The organism is Shinella sp. G-2 (genome assembly GCF_050172695.1).
In the GTDB taxonomy this organism is placed as follows: Bacteria; Pseudomonadota; Alphaproteobacteria; order Rhizobiales; family Rhizobiaceae; genus Shinella.
The window spans coordinates 591212-605561 of the sequence record NZ_JBBEYH010000001.1 but is presented as its reverse complement, the minus strand read 5'-3'; the positions used below and the strand labels follow the sequence as shown (position 1 = coordinate 605561).

General features: G+C 65.7%; 17 protein-coding genes. 7 read left to right on the top strand and 10 right to left on the bottom strand.

What is annotated here, in order from left to right; all coding sequences use genetic code 11:
• Positions 1–8 precede the first annotated feature (8 nt).
• Positions 9–737, bottom strand: a complete 729-nt coding sequence (locus V8U06_RS03050) for a DUF2270 domain-containing protein (protein WP_427139442.1) — start codon at positions 735–737, stop codon at positions 9–11.
• Between the two features lie 93 nt (positions 738–830).
• Here V8U06_RS03050 and V8U06_RS03045 point away from each other — a divergent pair, with 93 nt between their 5' ends.
• The 3 genes from V8U06_RS03045 to V8U06_RS03035 are packed head-to-tail and all read left to right on the top strand — an operon-like array spanning position 831 to position 3310.
• Positions 831–1646: a methyltransferase gene (locus V8U06_RS03045; protein ID WP_427139441.1), complete on the top strand. Its 816-nt coding sequence runs from the start codon at positions 831–833 to the stop codon at positions 1644–1646.
• Between the two features lie 24 nt (positions 1647–1670).
• Positions 1671–2627: an NAD(P)-dependent oxidoreductase gene (locus V8U06_RS03040; RefSeq protein WP_427139440.1), complete on the top strand. Its 957-nt coding sequence runs from the start codon at positions 1671–1673 to the stop codon at positions 2625–2627.
• On the top strand, positions 2624–3310 hold the full coding sequence (locus tag V8U06_RS03035) for a DNA alkylation repair protein (protein WP_427139439.1): 687 nt from the start codon (positions 2624–2626) through the stop codon (positions 3308–3310). The genes V8U06_RS03040 and V8U06_RS03035 overlap by 4 nt, the downstream gene beginning before the upstream one ends.
• A gap of 3 nt (positions 3311–3313) precedes the next feature.
• On the opposite strand, the gene V8U06_RS03030 is transcribed toward V8U06_RS03035, so the two are convergent.
• The 3 genes from V8U06_RS03030 to V8U06_RS03020 all read right to left on the bottom strand — a co-directional run bounded on the left by V8U06_RS03030 (position 3314) and on the right by V8U06_RS03020 (position 5076).
• On the bottom strand, positions 3314–3802 hold the full coding sequence (locus tag V8U06_RS03030) for an Lrp/AsnC family transcriptional regulator (protein WP_427139438.1): 489 nt from the start codon (positions 3800–3802) through the stop codon (positions 3314–3316).
• Positions 3803–3868: 66 nt separating this feature from the next.
• Positions 3869–4507, bottom strand: a complete 639-nt coding sequence (locus V8U06_RS03025; RefSeq protein WP_427139437.1) for a uracil-DNA glycosylase family protein — start codon at positions 4505–4507, stop codon at positions 3869–3871.
• Positions 4507–5076 carry a thermonuclease family protein gene (locus tag V8U06_RS03020; RefSeq protein ID WP_427139436.1) on the bottom strand — a complete coding sequence of 190 codons (570 nt, stop codon included), beginning with the start codon at positions 5074–5076 and terminating at the stop codon, positions 4507–4509. Before V8U06_RS03020 ends, V8U06_RS03025 begins: the two co-directional genes overlap by 1 nt.
• 168 nt (positions 5077–5244) lie before the next feature.
• Between V8U06_RS03020 and V8U06_RS03015 the strand changes: the two genes are divergently transcribed.
• A complete protein-coding gene (locus V8U06_RS03015) occupies positions 5245–6780 on the top strand; it encodes a sensor histidine kinase (RefSeq protein ID WP_427139435.1) in 1536 nt (511 codons plus the stop codon).
• Between the two features lie 125 nt (positions 6781–6905).
• Here V8U06_RS03015 and V8U06_RS03010 read toward each other — a convergent pair whose 3' ends face one another.
• Together V8U06_RS03010 and cobT are read right to left on the bottom strand one after the other, a co-directional pair.
• On the bottom strand, positions 6906–7283 hold the full coding sequence (locus tag V8U06_RS03010; RefSeq protein ID WP_226918777.1) for a diacylglycerol kinase: 378 nt from the start codon (positions 7281–7283) through the stop codon (positions 6906–6908).
• Positions 7284–7382: 99 nt separating this feature from the next.
• Positions 7383–8399 (bottom strand): nicotinate-nucleotide--dimethylbenzimidazole phosphoribosyltransferase, encoded by a 1017-nt coding sequence (cobT, locus tag V8U06_RS03005; RefSeq protein WP_226918776.1) that lies wholly within the window; start codon positions 8397–8399, stop codon positions 7383–7385.
• 231 nt (positions 8400–8630) lie between these two features.
• On the opposite strand from cobT, the gene V8U06_RS03000 reads away from it, so the two are divergent.
• The 3 genes from V8U06_RS03000 to V8U06_RS02990 are packed head-to-tail and all read left to right on the top strand — an operon-like array spanning position 8631 to position 10370.
• Positions 8631–9416, top strand: coding sequence for an adenosylcobinamide-GDP ribazoletransferase (locus V8U06_RS03000; protein WP_427139434.1), 786 nt, complete (start codon positions 8631–8633; stop codon positions 9414–9416).
• Positions 9417–9453: 37 nt separating this feature from the next.
• Positions 9454–9675 (top strand): DUF1289 domain-containing protein, encoded by a 222-nt coding sequence (locus V8U06_RS02995; protein ID WP_226918774.1) that lies wholly within the window; start codon positions 9454–9456, stop codon positions 9673–9675.
• Positions 9672–10370 (top strand): retropepsin-like aspartic protease family protein, encoded by a 699-nt coding sequence (locus V8U06_RS02990; protein WP_427139433.1) that lies wholly within the window; start codon positions 9672–9674, stop codon positions 10368–10370. The genes V8U06_RS02995 and V8U06_RS02990 overlap by 4 nt, the downstream gene beginning before the upstream one ends.
• A 6-nt stretch (positions 10371–10376) precedes the next feature.
• On the opposite strand, the gene V8U06_RS02985 is transcribed toward V8U06_RS02990, so the two are convergent.
• The 4 genes from V8U06_RS02985 to V8U06_RS02970 all read right to left on the bottom strand — a co-directional run bounded on the left by V8U06_RS02985 (position 10377) and on the right by V8U06_RS02970 (position 13906).
• Complete coding sequence (locus tag V8U06_RS02985) at positions 10377–11564, bottom strand: MFS transporter (protein WP_427139432.1); 1188 nt, start codon at positions 11562–11564, stop codon at positions 10377–10379.
• Positions 11565–11641: 77 nt separating this feature from the next.
• Entirely contained in the window at positions 11642–12211 is a 570-nt protein-coding gene (locus tag V8U06_RS02980; RefSeq protein WP_427139431.1) for a DUF4303 domain-containing protein, read from the bottom strand.
• Positions 12212–12221: 10 nt separating this feature from the next.
• Positions 12222–12983 (bottom strand): ABC transporter permease, encoded by a 762-nt coding sequence (locus V8U06_RS02975; RefSeq protein ID WP_427139430.1) that lies wholly within the window; start codon positions 12981–12983, stop codon positions 12222–12224.
• Complete coding sequence (locus V8U06_RS02970; RefSeq protein WP_226918769.1) at positions 12980–13906, bottom strand: ABC transporter ATP-binding protein; 927 nt, start codon at positions 13904–13906, stop codon at positions 12980–12982. The genes V8U06_RS02975 and V8U06_RS02970 overlap by 4 nt, the downstream gene beginning before the upstream one ends.
• Positions 13907–14350 lie beyond the last annotated feature (444 nt).

Here is a 14350-nt window from a genome sequence, read left to right as displayed (position 1 = left end):
CATGACGGTCAGACGTGGACGGAGCCATGCGCAAGCTCGCTGTCGGACATGTCGACCTTCAGCGAGAAATAGATGATGACGGCATAGAAGACGGCCACGAGGCCGATCACCACGCCGCCGGGCACCGGGCCCAGCGCCGCATTGGCCACCACATGCTCGAAGGCGAGCGTGATGTCCCGGCCCGCCGTCGCCGGCCTTTGCAGCGTCGAGGACGAGATCTTCAGCGCCCAGGCCAGAAGCAGGATGAGATACATCCAGCAGTAATTGCGCCGCAGCCGCCGGCAGGCCGCGTCCCTGTAGCTGATCAGGAATTCCGGCGAGCGCAGGCTCTTTGCGATGGGCGCGGCCCAGTCGAGCGAAAGCTGGCCGCGCGGACTAAGGATTTCGGCGAAATAGAACCGCTCGAGCTGGCGCACGCGCGCCCGGTAGACGTCGAAGAAGCGGTAGCGCCGCGCCTCGATCATCAGGAGCAGCGTCACCAGCAGCATGGCGAAGAGCAGCACGCCATGGTGCGAGGTCGGCGTCGACAGCGAAACGGAGAGCAGCGCCGCCACCACGGTTATCGCCCAGTTCGTCGTGCGGTCGATGCGGTCGCGCCAGCCCGCCATGCGGCCGAGTTCGCCGCGGTAGTAATGCACCATGGTGTTGATCGTCTCCATGGGCGTCGCCGGCAAGGCGGGGCTCAGGGGACGCTTGGCGTCGATGGAGAGCGACGACGGGGACATATCGCCGGGCATGGCATTCCTCCCAATGGTCTTTTTGGTCTTGGGAGCGATCATGCGCCTCTTTGGACGATTGATAAACGCCTATTTGCGGCCTAAGAGACGCCCATGACGAAGATCGACGAAGAAGCGCTTGCGGAAGCCTATAACCGCGCCCTTTCGCTGGAAAAGTCCGGCGATTTCGATGCCGCCGCCAAGGCCTATGCGGAAGTGCTGGCGCTCGACCCCGAAGACCACGGCGGCGCTGCAGTGCGCCTTGCCTCGATGGGCCGCGGCGAGACGCCGGAAAAGGCATCCGACGCCTATGTCACCACGCTCTTCGACCAGCATGCCGAAGTCTTCGACAATGTGCTCGTCGACCAGCTCGGCTATTGCGTGCCGCTCCTGGTGCGCCAGCGCTTCCAGGCGCTCGCCATGGGTCCGTTCAAGCGGGTGCTCGACCTCGGCTGCGGCACGGGCCTTACCGGCGGTGCGCTGCGCGACATGGCCGACGACATCACCGGCGTCGATCTGTCGGAAAACATGGTCGAGATCGCCCATGACAAGGAACTCTACGAAACGCTCTACGTCGCCGAAGCCGTCGATTTCCTCGACGACAATGACGACGGGCCCTTCGACCTGATCACCGCGACGGACGTGCTGCCCTATCTCGGCGCGCTCGAACCGCTGTTCTTCGGCGCCGCCGACAATCTCGTCGCCGGCGGCCACTTCATCTTCTCCTCGGAAACGCTGCCGGACGAGACCTTCGCCGGCCGCCCCTTCATGGTCGGGCCGCACCAGCGCTTCGCCCATTCCACCGGCTATGTCCGCCAGCGCCTCGCGGAAACCGGTTTCGACATCGTCGAGATCACGGATATCACCGTGCGTATGGAAGAGGGTGAGCCGATCCCCGGCCATCTCGTTCTGGCGAAATATCGCGGCTGACGGACGGGCATCCGCGCCAGGCGGATGCACCCTCGCCGTTTGCGAGAAACACTTTCGCCGGAATGGATCATCCGCTACACCTCCTGCCAAATTTGCAGGAGATTCAGCATGGCAAAGGTTGCGTTCATCGGTCTCGGCGTCATGGGCTATCCCATGGCGGGCCACCTGAAGGTGAAGGGTGGACATGAGGTGGCGGTCTACAACCGCACCTTCGCCAAGGCGGAAAAGTGGGTCGCCGAATTCGGCGGCACGGCGCATCCCACGCCGGCCGAAGCCGCAGCGGATGCCGACTTCGTCTTCACCTGCGTCGGCAACGACGACGACCTGCGCTCGGTCACGACGGCCAGGGACGGCGTGCTTGACGGCATGAAGCCCGGCGCGATCCTCATCGACAACACCACCGCATCGGCCGAAGTCGCCCGCGAACTCGACGCCGCTGCCCGCGCCAAAGGCTGCCACTTCATCGACGCCCCCGTCTCCGGCGGCCAGGCCGGCGCGGAAAACGGCGTGCTGACCGTCATGTGCGGCGGCGCGGAAGCGGACTTCGAGAAGGCCCGTCCCGTCATCGACGCCTATGCCCGCATGGTCGGCCTGATGGGCGCGGCCGGCGCCGGCCAGCTCGCCAAGATGGTCAACCAGATCTGCGTTGCCGGCGTCGTGCAGGGCCTTGCCGAAGGCATCCATTTCGGCAAGCAGGCCGGGCTCGACATGGAGGCCGTCATCGAGGTCATCTCCAAAGGCGCCGCCGGCTCCTGGCAGATGGACAACCGCCACAAGACCATGCTTGCCGGCAAGTACGATTTCGGCTTCGCCATCGACTGGATGCGCAAGGACCTCGGCATCGTTCTTTCCGAAGCCCGCCGCAACGGCGCCAAACTCCCCACCACCGCCCTCATCGACCAGTTCTACGGCGACGTACAGGACATGGGCGGCAACCGCTGGGACACGTCCTCCCTGCTCGCAAGGCTCGAACGCAAATGATCGGCAAGACCTCCACCGCAGCAGAGATCCTCGATCATCTTCGCTCGCTGCGGTCGGAGGAGGCCCTTGCCGGCATGGCCCGCTACGCCATCGTCACCGATACGGCGCTCGGCATTTCCAATACCGAGCTGCGGAAGATCGCCCGGACGACCGGCAAGGACCATGCCCGCGCCTTGGCCCTCTGGCAGACGAATGTGCGCGAGGCCCGGCTGTTCGCGCTCTATACGCTGGAGCCGAAGAAGCTGACGGGCGAGGAAGCCCGCCGCCTCGCGGAGGATTTCAATTCCTGGGAAATCGTCGATGGCGCCGCGGACATCTTCATCGCCGCCGGCCTGACGCCCCTGATCGACGTCTTCGCCGCCGACGAGCGGGAGTTCGTGCGCCGCACGGCCTTCGCCATGATCGCCAGCGGCGCGATGCATCTGAAGAAGGAGCCGGATGCGACCCTGATCGGCTGGCTTCCGCTCATCGAGCGCCATGCCGACGATCCGCGCAACTTCGTCCGGAAGGCGGTCAACTGGGCGCTGCGCAATGTCGGCAAACGCAGCCGCGCCTGCCATGCGCCCGCCCTTGCCCTTGCGGAAAAGCTTGCTGGCAGCGCCGACAAGACGGAACGCTGGGTCGGCAAGGATGCCGTGCGGGAACTGACGGACGAGAAGACGCTCGCCCGTATCAAGGCATAGCGCCTACTCGTCGCCGCTCTTCTGGTTGTCCACGACCATGTAGTCGAGCGGAAGCTCGGTCGTGTACTTGATCTGCTCCATCGAGAAGGCCGAGGATACGTCGCGGATCTCGATGCGGGCGATCATGCGCTTGTAGAAGGCGTCATAGGCGGCGATGTCGGGCACGACGACGCGCAGCAGATAGTCCACCTCGCCGCTCATGCGGTAGAACTCGACGACCTCGGGGAATTCGACGATCACCTCGGAGAAGCGCTTCAGCCATTCGGTGGAATGCGCATTGGTGCGGATCGAGACGAACACCGTCACCTTGGTGTTGATCTTGACCGGATCGAGCAGCGCGACGCGCTTGCGGATCACACCGTCCTCTTCCATCTTCTGGATGCGCCGCCAGCAAGGCGTGGTCGACAACCCCACTTTCTTGGCAAGGTCCGCCACTGCGAGCGTGGAATCTTCCTGCAGAAGGCGCAGGATTTTGCGGTCCAGACGATCCATGAAATGCCCCTAAGAAATTTATTTCCCTCATATACCGGGATACCGGCAAATTGAAAGAATTGTATTTCAATCCGTAAGAGTTTTCACCCGCTTTCGCAATTCCGGCAAGACCTCCACCTCGAACCAGGGATTGCGTTTCAGCCAGCCGGTATTGCGCCAGCTCGGATGCGGCAGCGGCAACACCGCCGGGCGCTCGTTGCGCCCGAGGTGCCGCCGCCAGTCGCGCACCGTCTCCGTCATGCTCGCCGACTTCGCGGCGCCGAGATGCCAGGCCTGCGCGTATTGCCCGATCGCCAGCACAAGCTCGACCTGCGGCATGGCGGCAATCACCCGGGCGCGCCAGAGCGGGGCGCATTCCCGCCGGGGCGGCAGGTCGCTGCCATGGGCGTCATAACCGGGAAAGCAGAAGCCCATCGGCACGATGGCGAACTTTGACGGATCGTAGAATTCCTCGCGCGAGACGTCGAGCCAGAGGCGCAGCCGGTCGCCCGACGCATCGTTGAACGGCAGGCCGCTCTCATGCACCCTCAGCCCCGGCGCCTGCCCGGCGATGAGGATGCGGGCGGTCCGGGAGAGCACGGCGACCGGGCGCGGCGCGTGCGGCAGGACATCCCCTGCCCGCGCCGGCGCATCCCGACAGAGCCGGCAGACGGCAATGCCGGCCTGCAGCGCGGCAATCTCGTCCGGGGTGCCGCCGCCTGTCATCAGTCCAGTCCCAGCCGCGCCAGAATGCCGTCGATCACGCCCCGCTCCCCTTCATGCGCCACTTCCTGCGGCCGGCCGTTCATGCGCCGCCATTGCTGCGGCAGGTCGAATTCGCTGCCCCACAGTCCCTTGCGCTCGGCCTTGGCGAATTGCTCCTCATCCTCGTAGTCGCCATAGGCGACGGCAAGGCCTTCGCGCACCATGCGCTCGCCGAGATCGCCGCTCGCCGCCGTTTCGCACCGCGCCAGCCAGCGGTCGTACTTGTCCTTGCCGCGGGTGCGGCACGTCACGGGACCGGCCCGCAGAAACTCGGCAAGCCGCGAGCGCGCGGCAACGCCGCAGCGCCAGTCGACACCGTCGCGCTTGCAGAGCTGCATCATTTCCGGCGTGTCCATGCCGAGAAGGCGGATGCGGTGCCCTTCCAGCGTCAGGGTGTCGCCGTCCGCCGCCCGCGCGATGCCGGTGATGGTCTGACCGGTTTCCCCCTCGAGGCGCGCCACGATGAGGGCCGTCAGCGCCAGGATTGCCGCCGCCACGCCGACATCCCGCGCCCGCCTGGAAAATCCCATGAAATCCGTCCTGTCCTGAAAAACCCGATGCGACGTCCCATGCCGAACCGCGCTGACCTCACGCTACGTGAAAATGTCGGAATGGTTCGCAAATGGTTTATGCGCGGCAGCATCTTCTTAAGGATTCCCCCCTAGAGTTCAACGTCATCTGCAACAGTTGCAACCGTGATGAGTACCGGCGTCAGTACCTCGACCGACAAGATCATCGTCGACAAGTCGCGCAGCCTTCGCAACAAGGCTGTCACGCGGACCATTCGCGCGACCCGCGAACGGCTGCAGACGGCGACGGGCGTCTCGCCCGGCTTCGAACGCGAGATGATGCAGCTTCACGTCGATTCGACCGTGCAGGCCGCGCTCGCCGTTCCCACCGTCGTGCTGGCGATCGCCGTCGGCGGCATCTATCTCACGCAGGAAATCGGCCTCGTCGCCTGGGCCGTGCTGGCGCTCAGCGTGCATGCGCTCGGCATGATCGTCGCGCGCCGCGCCCGCCGCCAGGATATTACCGGTGAGAACGTGCGCCGCTGGCAGCGCCGCTTCCTCGTCGCGCAGGTGCTGATGGGCATCGCCTGGGCCGCCTTCGCCCTGCAAAGCTGCGGCCGCTGCACCGGCGTCACCTTCGAATTCTACAAGGGATCCTCGCTGCTCGTCGCGCTCGCCGTGACGGCCATGAGCACGCTGATGCTGCGGCATGCGATCCTGTGCGCCTTCACGCCCACCGTCATCGCGCTCGCCGCCTCGACGGCATTGCGCCCCGATCCGGCGATGATCGGCATGACGGCGATCATCGCCGCCGCCCTCGTCTTCCTCGCCTTCATGACCCATCGCCTGCGCCACACCAGCGCGCAGTTGCTCTCCTCCCAGTCGGAGAAGGACGACCTGATCGCCGAGCTGGAAGTGGCCAAATCCATGTCCGACGAGGCCCGCCGCCGGGCCGAAGAGGCGAACCTTGCGAAATCCCGCTTCCTCGCCTCCATGTCGCATGAGCTGCGCACGCCGCTGAACGCCATCCTCGGTTTCTCCGAAGTCATGTCGACGGAAGTGCTGGGGCCGCTCAACAACCCGGTCTACAAGGAATACACGTCGGACATCCACCGCTCCGGCCAGCACCTCCTCAACCTCATCAACGAAATCCTCGACCTCTCGCGCATCGAGGCCGGCAAATACGATCTGTCCGAAGACTCGGTCCATCTCGTCGATATCGCAGAGGACTGCATCGGCATGGTGCAGTTGCGCGCGCGGGCCAAGAACATCACGATTTCCGAGCAGGTCGAAAGCGGCATGCCGGCGGTCTGGGCGGATGAGAAGGCCCTGCGCCAGGTCATCCTGAACCTGCTTTCCAATGCCGTGAAGTTCACGCCGCAGGGCGGCGAGGTCATCGTCAAGGCCGGCTGGACCGCCGGCGGCGGGCAATATGTCTCCATCAAGGACAACGGCCCCGGCATTCCGGAAGAGGAAATCCCGGTCGTGCTCTCCGCCTTCGGCCAGGGCTCCATCGCGATCAAGAGCGCCGAACAGGGCACCGGCCTCGGCCTGCCCATCGTCCAGGCCATCCTCGCCAAGCACAACGGCGAATTCATCCTGAAATCCAAGCTGCGCGAGGGCACCGAGGCCATCGCCATCCTGCCCGCCAAGCGCGTGCTCCAGAGCCTGCCCGCCGTCGCCGAAACGCAGGCCGTCGCGCCGCGCCGCAAGAGCTTCGCCTGAAGCGCGGGCCACGGCGGCACAGCGTTCAATCCGTCATGATTTTCCGCACCCGGAGCAGGACGGGCCGAACGCACGCGCACGGATAACACCCTTGGCAGACCTGTCTGGGCCGAATGCGATGAAGCCTAAAGGAACGCCGCGATCATCACATAGCCGGCATAGACGCCATTGGCGATGATCAGGCAGAAGACGGCGAAGGAACCGAGGTCCTTCGAGTGTTTGCCCATTTCCGAGATTTCCGGCGAGACGCGGTCGACGATCTCCTCGATGGCCGTATTCAGCGCCTCGAAGGCGATCATCAGCAGGAAGAGGATCGCCATCGCCACATACTGGAAGAGCGAGGCGCCGACGACCGTGAACAGCACCATGGCGACGCCGAAGGCGATCAGCTCGTGCCGGAAGGCCGATTCGCCGAGCAGCCGGCGCGCGCCGGCCGCCGAATAGGTCGCGGCCGCAACCAGATGGCTGAAGCCTGTCTTTTTCTCGATTGGTGCCTGACCCATTCCTACAATCCCGCTTTCGCTGCCCGATGGCGCATGCCCGTATGACGGGCATGCCGGGCTCTTCCGTCATGCCATTGCGGCTTTTTGCCGACCGCGCTGTTAGGTGCGGTTGCTGACGCCTGCCTGAACGAAGGTGGCCATGCCGGAATGGCAGGCCGCGGCTGCCTTGACGATGCCGGCGGCAAGCGCCGCGCCGGTGCCCTCGCCAAGCCGCATGCCCAGCGCGAGCAGCGGCGTCTTGCCGAGCTTCTCGATGGCCTTCATGTGGGCCGGCTCGGCCGAAACGTGGCCGATGAGGCAATGGTCGAGCGCGGACGGATTGGCGGCGCGCAGGACCGCCCCTGCGGCCGTCGCGACATAGCCGTCGATGATGACGGGGATCTTCTGCATGCGGGCGGCGAGGATCGCACCGGCCATGGCCGCGATCTCGCGGCCGCCGAGACGGCGCAGCACTTCCAGCGGATCGGAAAGGTGATCGCGGTGGAGATCGACGGCCTTCTGCACGGCCGCGATCTTGCGCTGCAGGACGTCCCCCTCCGAACCCGTGCCGGGGCCGACCCATTCTTCCGCCGTGCCGCCATAGAGCGCCAGGTTGATCGCCGCGGCGATGGTCGTGTTGCCGATGCCCATCTCGCCGATGCAGATGAGGTCCGTGCCGCCGGCGACGGCCTCCATGCCGAAGGCCATGGTGGCGGCGCAGTCGCGCTCGGAAAGCGCTGCTTCCTCGGTGATGTCGGCGGTCGGGTAGTCGAGCGCGAGGTCGAAGACCTTGAGGCCGAGGTCGTGCGTCACGCAGATCTGGTTGATCGCCGCACCGCCGGCCGCGAAGTTCTCCACCATCTGCGCCGTGACGGAGGACGGATAGGGCGTGATGCCCTGCTTGGTGACGCCGTGATTGCCGGCGAAGATGGCGACGAGCGGACGCGTGACGGCCGGCGGACGACCGGTCCAGGCGGCAAGCCAGAAGGCGATTTCCTCCAGCCGGCCGAGCGCGCCCGGCGGCTTCGTCAACTGCGAATCGCGTTCGCGCGCGGCCACCAGCGCGGCCGAATCGGGCCCCGGCAGGTTGCGCAGCAATTCACGAAAATCATCGAACGGCAGGCCGCTGGCACTCATCTTGGGAATTCCTTGCTTGGGGCTTTCAAAGGCGGGTGTTTGGTGTCGTCAGTCGGTTTTTACGCAGGTCCGCGCGCAAAACCGCTGCGCACTTTTGCTGGAACTGCTCTAATAGAGCGAGGGCGCGAATCCGACAACCGCATTTGCGGCGGTCCACGTCGCCTTTACGGGTGGGACGGACCGCATGATGTGCTCCCTTGCCCCGGAACGAGCGAACAGCAGGGGCCGAGAGTGACCGCCATTCAGGATTTCATCGACGACACCGCCCGTTCGGTCGCGTTCCTGTCGCGCGTGCCGGTGCCGCAGCGCCATTTCATCGGCCATGACGGACGCCTGTCGCGGGCGGTCCGGGCCTTTCCTTTAGCCGGCGTGCTGATCGTGCTACCGGCGGCGGCGCTCGCGGCCGTGCTTTCGGCCTTTCACGCCCCGCCCGCCCTCCTCGCCTTCGCGACGCTCGCCCTGCAGGTGCTCGTCACGGGCGCGCTGCACGAGGATGGCCTGTCCGACAGCGCCGACGGCATCGGCGGCGGGCGCGACCGCGAGAGCGCGCTTGTCATCATGAAGGACAGCCGCGTCGGCTCCTACGGCGTGGTAGCGCTGGTGCTTTCCTTCGGCCTGCGCGCCGCCGCCATCGCGGCGCTCGCCACGGTCCTCACGCCCTCGGCGCTCGGCATGGCGCTGCTTGCCGTCGCCGCGGCCAGCCGCACCGCCATGGTCTGGCACTGGTCGCTGCTGCCGCCGGCCCGCCGCGACGGCGTCGCCGCCTCGGTCGGCGAGCCGGAACGCGGCGCGACTACCTTCGCGCTCATCAGCGGCGCTCTCATCGCCGCGCTCCTTCTCCTGCCGCACGGCACGGTGCTCGCCTTCGCGCTTGCCCTCGCCGCTGCGATCATCGCTGTGCTTACCTTCGACCGCATCGCCATGCGCAAGATCGGCGGCCATACCGGCGACACGATCGGCGCGACGCAACAGCTCGCAGAAATGTCCGTGCTGTTCGCCCTTGCCTTGGCGCTCTGAGCCGCCGATATAGGAAGGACAACCGACTGGAGCCGCGATGGAATCGCCCTGCATTCTCGTCTGTTCGATCGACATGGTGACCGGCTATTGCTTCGGCTGCGGACGCACGCGCGAGGAAATCGGCGGCTGGACGCTCTATACGTCCGAAGAGCGCCGCACCATCATGGCCGAACTGCCCGCCCGCCTTGCCACCGTCGAGCGAAAGCCGCGGCGCGAAACGCGCCGTAGCCGCATGGCGCGGGAGCGGGACGAGGCATGAGGCTCTACATCCTTCTCGGCATCCTCGCCGTCGGCCTTGCTGCCCTGATCCTCAACCACGACAGCGGCCGCACGATGGGGATGGACAACAACGATTTCGGCCGTCTCGTGACGCTGTCGGCCATCGCCACGATGATGGCGGCGGGCGCGCTCGCCGGCCGGCGGCAGATCGGCGAAAGCCTGCGCCAGGCCGGCATCTGGCTGCTGATCATCCTCGTCCTCGTCACCGGCTATCTCTACCGCTTCGACCTTCAGGAGATCGGCAACCGGCTCACCGCAGGCCTCATCCCCGGCCGCGCGGTGGTGACGACCAATGCCGGCGGCGAGCAGATCCTCGTCATCCACAAGGGCGTCTCCGGCCATTTCGAGGCGGATGTGACCATCGACGGCACGCCGCTGCGCATGCTGGTGGATACGGGCGCAAGCTCGGTGGTGCTGTCCTATGAGGACGCCACGCGTCTCGGGGTCGATCCCGGCAATCTCGTCTTCTCCATCGACGTTTCCACCGCCAACGGCCGGGCGCTCGCCGCTCCCGTGACGCTGCGCGAGGTCGCCATCGGCCCCATCGTCCGCGGCACCGTTCGCGGCATGGTCACGGAACAGGGGCGGCTCGAGCAGAGCCTGCTCGGCATGAGCTTCCTCGAAACGCTCGGCTCCATCGAGATCACCCGTGACGAACTGCGCCTGAAGGACTGACGCCGCCTATGCCGCCGGCTTGGCCCGTACCGCCAGCAGCATCGGCGCGGCGACAAGGATGGTGACGGCCGAGAGGCCGGCGCCGGCCAGGAAGGTCGCGCCCGATCCATGGGCATCCCAGAGCCAGCCGGCCGCGACATTGCCGACGAGCACCGTCAGCCCGGTCATCAGGTTGAAGACGCCGAAGGCCGTGCCCTTGAGGCTCTTCGGGGCCGTATCGGCGATCAGCGTCGCCAGCAGCCCCTGCGACAGTCCCATATGCAGCCCCCAGAGCACGATGCCGGCGAGGAACAGGCCGACGGATTGCGCAGCCGCCAGCACGAGATAGGCGGCGACCAGCACGACGAGGCTGCCGAGCAGCAGGCCCGACCGCCCGATGCGATCGGAAAGCCGCCCGACCGGATAGGCGGTCAGGCCGTAGACCGCATGCATGATCACCATGGTGATGGGAATCCAGGCCGGCGCGAAACCCGCTTCCTGCGATTTCAGCAGCAGGAAGGCCTCGCTGAACCGCGCCAGCGTCAGCAGCGAGGCGGCGGCGATCACCAGCCAGACGGCGCCGTTGAGGCGGAGGATATCGGCAAGGCGCGGCGGACCGCCGGCGCCGGCACGGAACGGTGCCTTCGGCTCGCGGACCCCGACGATCAGCAGCAGCACGGCAAGGAAGGCGGGCACGACGGCGATCCAGTAGATGGCGAGCACATCGCCGCCGAGCACGATCATCAGCCCGATGGCGGCAAGCGGCCCGAGGAAACCGCCCACCGTATCCAGCGACTTGCGCAACCCGAAGCTCGCCCCGCGCAGGTGCGGCGGCGTGACGTCGGCGATCAGCGCATCGCGCGGCGTGCCGCGAATGCCCTTGCCGACGCGGTCGACGGCCTTGGCCGCCACGATCCAGCCAATGGATGTGGCGAGCGGGAAGATCAGCTTGGACACCGCGCCGAGGCCATAGCCGAGCACCGCGAGCGGTTTGCGCTGCGCCATGCGGTCGGCGAAGATACCGGAAAAGAGCTTGGTCACGGTCGCGACGGCAACCGACAGGCCCTCGATGAAACCGACGAACAGCGCGGACGCGCCAAGGCCGCTGACCAGATAGAACGGCAGCAGCGTCTGCACCATTTCCGAGGAGACATCCATCAGCAGACTGACGACGCCGAGCACCCAGACCGTCTTCGGAATAGCGGATGCCGCCATGGTTTGCCTCGTACCGCAATGGATTTTGCCCGAGGCATAGAAGGGCCGCACGGCACGGTCAACCGCACCGGGGGTCGTCAAGGGTCCAGCGCCGAAAGCTCGTCCTGCTGCAACTGACGGAGCCGCCGCAGGTCCTCCGCAAAGCGCGCCGCCCTGTCGGGCGGGTTCAGTTTCTCGACGAAGGCCACCATGTCCTCGTCGGACTGGTCGGTCCACAACAGCCCGAGCAGCGGCCGATCGGTGGCGAACCGCGTGGAAAGGATGTCCTGGACGACGGGCGAGGACAGCGCCTCGACATAAAAGGCCTGCATCCTCAGGCAGTGTGCATCCAGCGCCGCGGGGCCAGGCGCAGCGGGATCGCCGGTCATTGCCGCAAGCCTGTCGTTGAACGCGTCGAGAGCGTCCGCCGCGAACCCCTGATACTGCCAGTCGGCAATCGACCATTTGAGGGCGAGGTGATCCATTGCCGCCGAAGCGTCCGGCAGGACCTCCAGCGTGTTGGCATAGAGGAACGCCCGGTCGTAGAGATCGCCGGGATCGACCGCGATGGCATAGACCGTTCCGTCCCGCGGCAAGCGGTCGAGCGCGCGGGCAAGGCCCTCGATGAAGGCCTGCCGCAGCGCCGCCAGGCGATCTTCGCCCGTCATCGCCCTGCCCTCAGTTCTTCAGCTTGTAGCCGGTCCTGAAGATCCATGCCGTGATCGACAGGCACACGACGAGGAAGCCGAGCACCGTCACGAGGCTGACGAGCGGGTTCACGTCGGCGATCTCGTAGAAGCTCCAGCGGAAGCCCGAGACGAGATAGAGCACGGGGTTGAAATGGCTGACGGTCTGCCAGAAGGGCGGCAGCATCTCGATGGAATAGAAACTGCCGCCGAGGAAGACGAGCGGCGGGATGATCAGCATCGGGAAGAGGTTGAGCTGCTCGAAATCCTTCGCCCATATGCCGATCATGAAGCCGAACAGCGAGAAGCTGACGGCCGTCAGCACGAAGAACAGCACCATCATGAAGGGATGCTTGATCGATATGTCGACGAAGAGCGAGGCGGTGATGAGGATGATCGTGCCGACAATCAACCCCTTGGTCGCCGCCGCTCCGACATAGCCGATGACGATCTCGATCATCGAAATGGGCGACGAGAGGATTTCGTAGATCGTGCCGGTGAATTTCGGGAAGTAGATGCCGAAGGAGCCGTTGCCGATGCACTGGTTGAGCAGCGTCAGCATGATGAGGCCGGGCGCGATGAACGCGCCATAGGACACGCCCTGCACCTCCTGCATGCGCGAGCCGATGGCCGCGCCGAAGACGATGAAATAGAGCGAGGTGGTGATGACGGGCGAGACGATGCTCTGCAGCAGCGTGCGGCGCGTGCGCGCCATCTCGAATGCGTAAATGGACTTGATCGCCTCGACGTTCATTTGCCCTCTCCCACCAGTTCCACGAAGATGTCTTCCAGCGAACTCTGCTCGGTGGAGATGTCCTTGACCCGCAATCCGCACTGCGACAGCGCGGACAGCAACGACGAGATTCCCGTCCGTTCGCCGGACGAGTCGAATTCATAGACCAGCCGCTGGCCCTCATCGGCAAGGGTCAGACTGTAGGGCGACAGCGCGTCCGGAATGGCGGCGATGGGCTCGGCCAGTTCGACGGTCATCTGCTTGCGGCCGAGCTTGGCCATCAGCGCCTTCTTGTCTTCCACGAGCAGAATCTGGCCGTGATTGATGACGCCGATGCGGTCGGCGATCTCTTCCGCCTCCTCGATGTAGTGCGTCGTCAGGATGATGGTGACGCCGGAAGCGCGCAGCCGCTCGACGAGCTGCCACATGTCCTTGCGCAGCGAGACGTCGACACCCGCCGTCGGCTCGTCGAGGAACAACACCTTCGGCTCGTAGGAGAGCGCCTTGGCGATCAGCACGCGCCGGCGCATGCCGCCCGAAAGCTGGCGCAGCATCGTGTCCTTCTTGTCGTAGAGCGAGAGGTCCTTCAGGATGCGCTCGATCAGCGCCGGATCGGGCTTGCGGCCATGCAGGCCGCGCGAGAAGGCGACGGTGTTCCACACGGTCTCGAAGGCGTCGAGCGTCAGTTCCTGCGGGACGAGGCCGATGATCGAGCGGGTCTGGCGGAAATCGCGCAGGATGTCGTGCCCGCCGACCGTCACCGTGCCGCCGCTCGGCGTGACGATGCCGCAGATGATCGAGATCATCGTCGTCTTGCCCGCGCCGTTCGGCCCCAGCAAGGCGAGGATTTCGCCCTGCTCGATATCGAGATCGACGCCCTTCAGCGCCGTAAATCCCGATGCGTAACTCTTGGTGAGATTGCGAATGGAAACGATGGGCGCCATGGGAGGGTCCGAAAAGAGGGAAATTCATGCGGAAGGACACCCTATATGGCGTGTTCCTTGTCAATTTTCACCCGGGAAAGGGAAAAAATTCGCTTCGACATCCACACTGCCAGGAACGCGCGGCGAGACCGGCAACAGGGCTGTGCCGAAGCCTCACCACCAACGGACATAGGTGCATCGCGAGAGGCTCGCGGGCGGATCAGGACAGGCGGCGACACGCGAAAATTTCACGCGGGCGCGCGGCCACCTGTCATCAAACCGTGACCGAGATCGACCATGGTTTGCGCGAGGTCGAAGGAACGGCTTGCACCCCGCGCACCCATCGTTCCCCCTGCTCCGGCAGCGGCCTTGCTCCCGAACCCTGAGGGAGCTCCGGCGGTCCCCATCCGCCCGCTTCCCCCGCGGAAGCCCGCATGCATCCTCGCCGGTCGCCCCGGCGCGGGT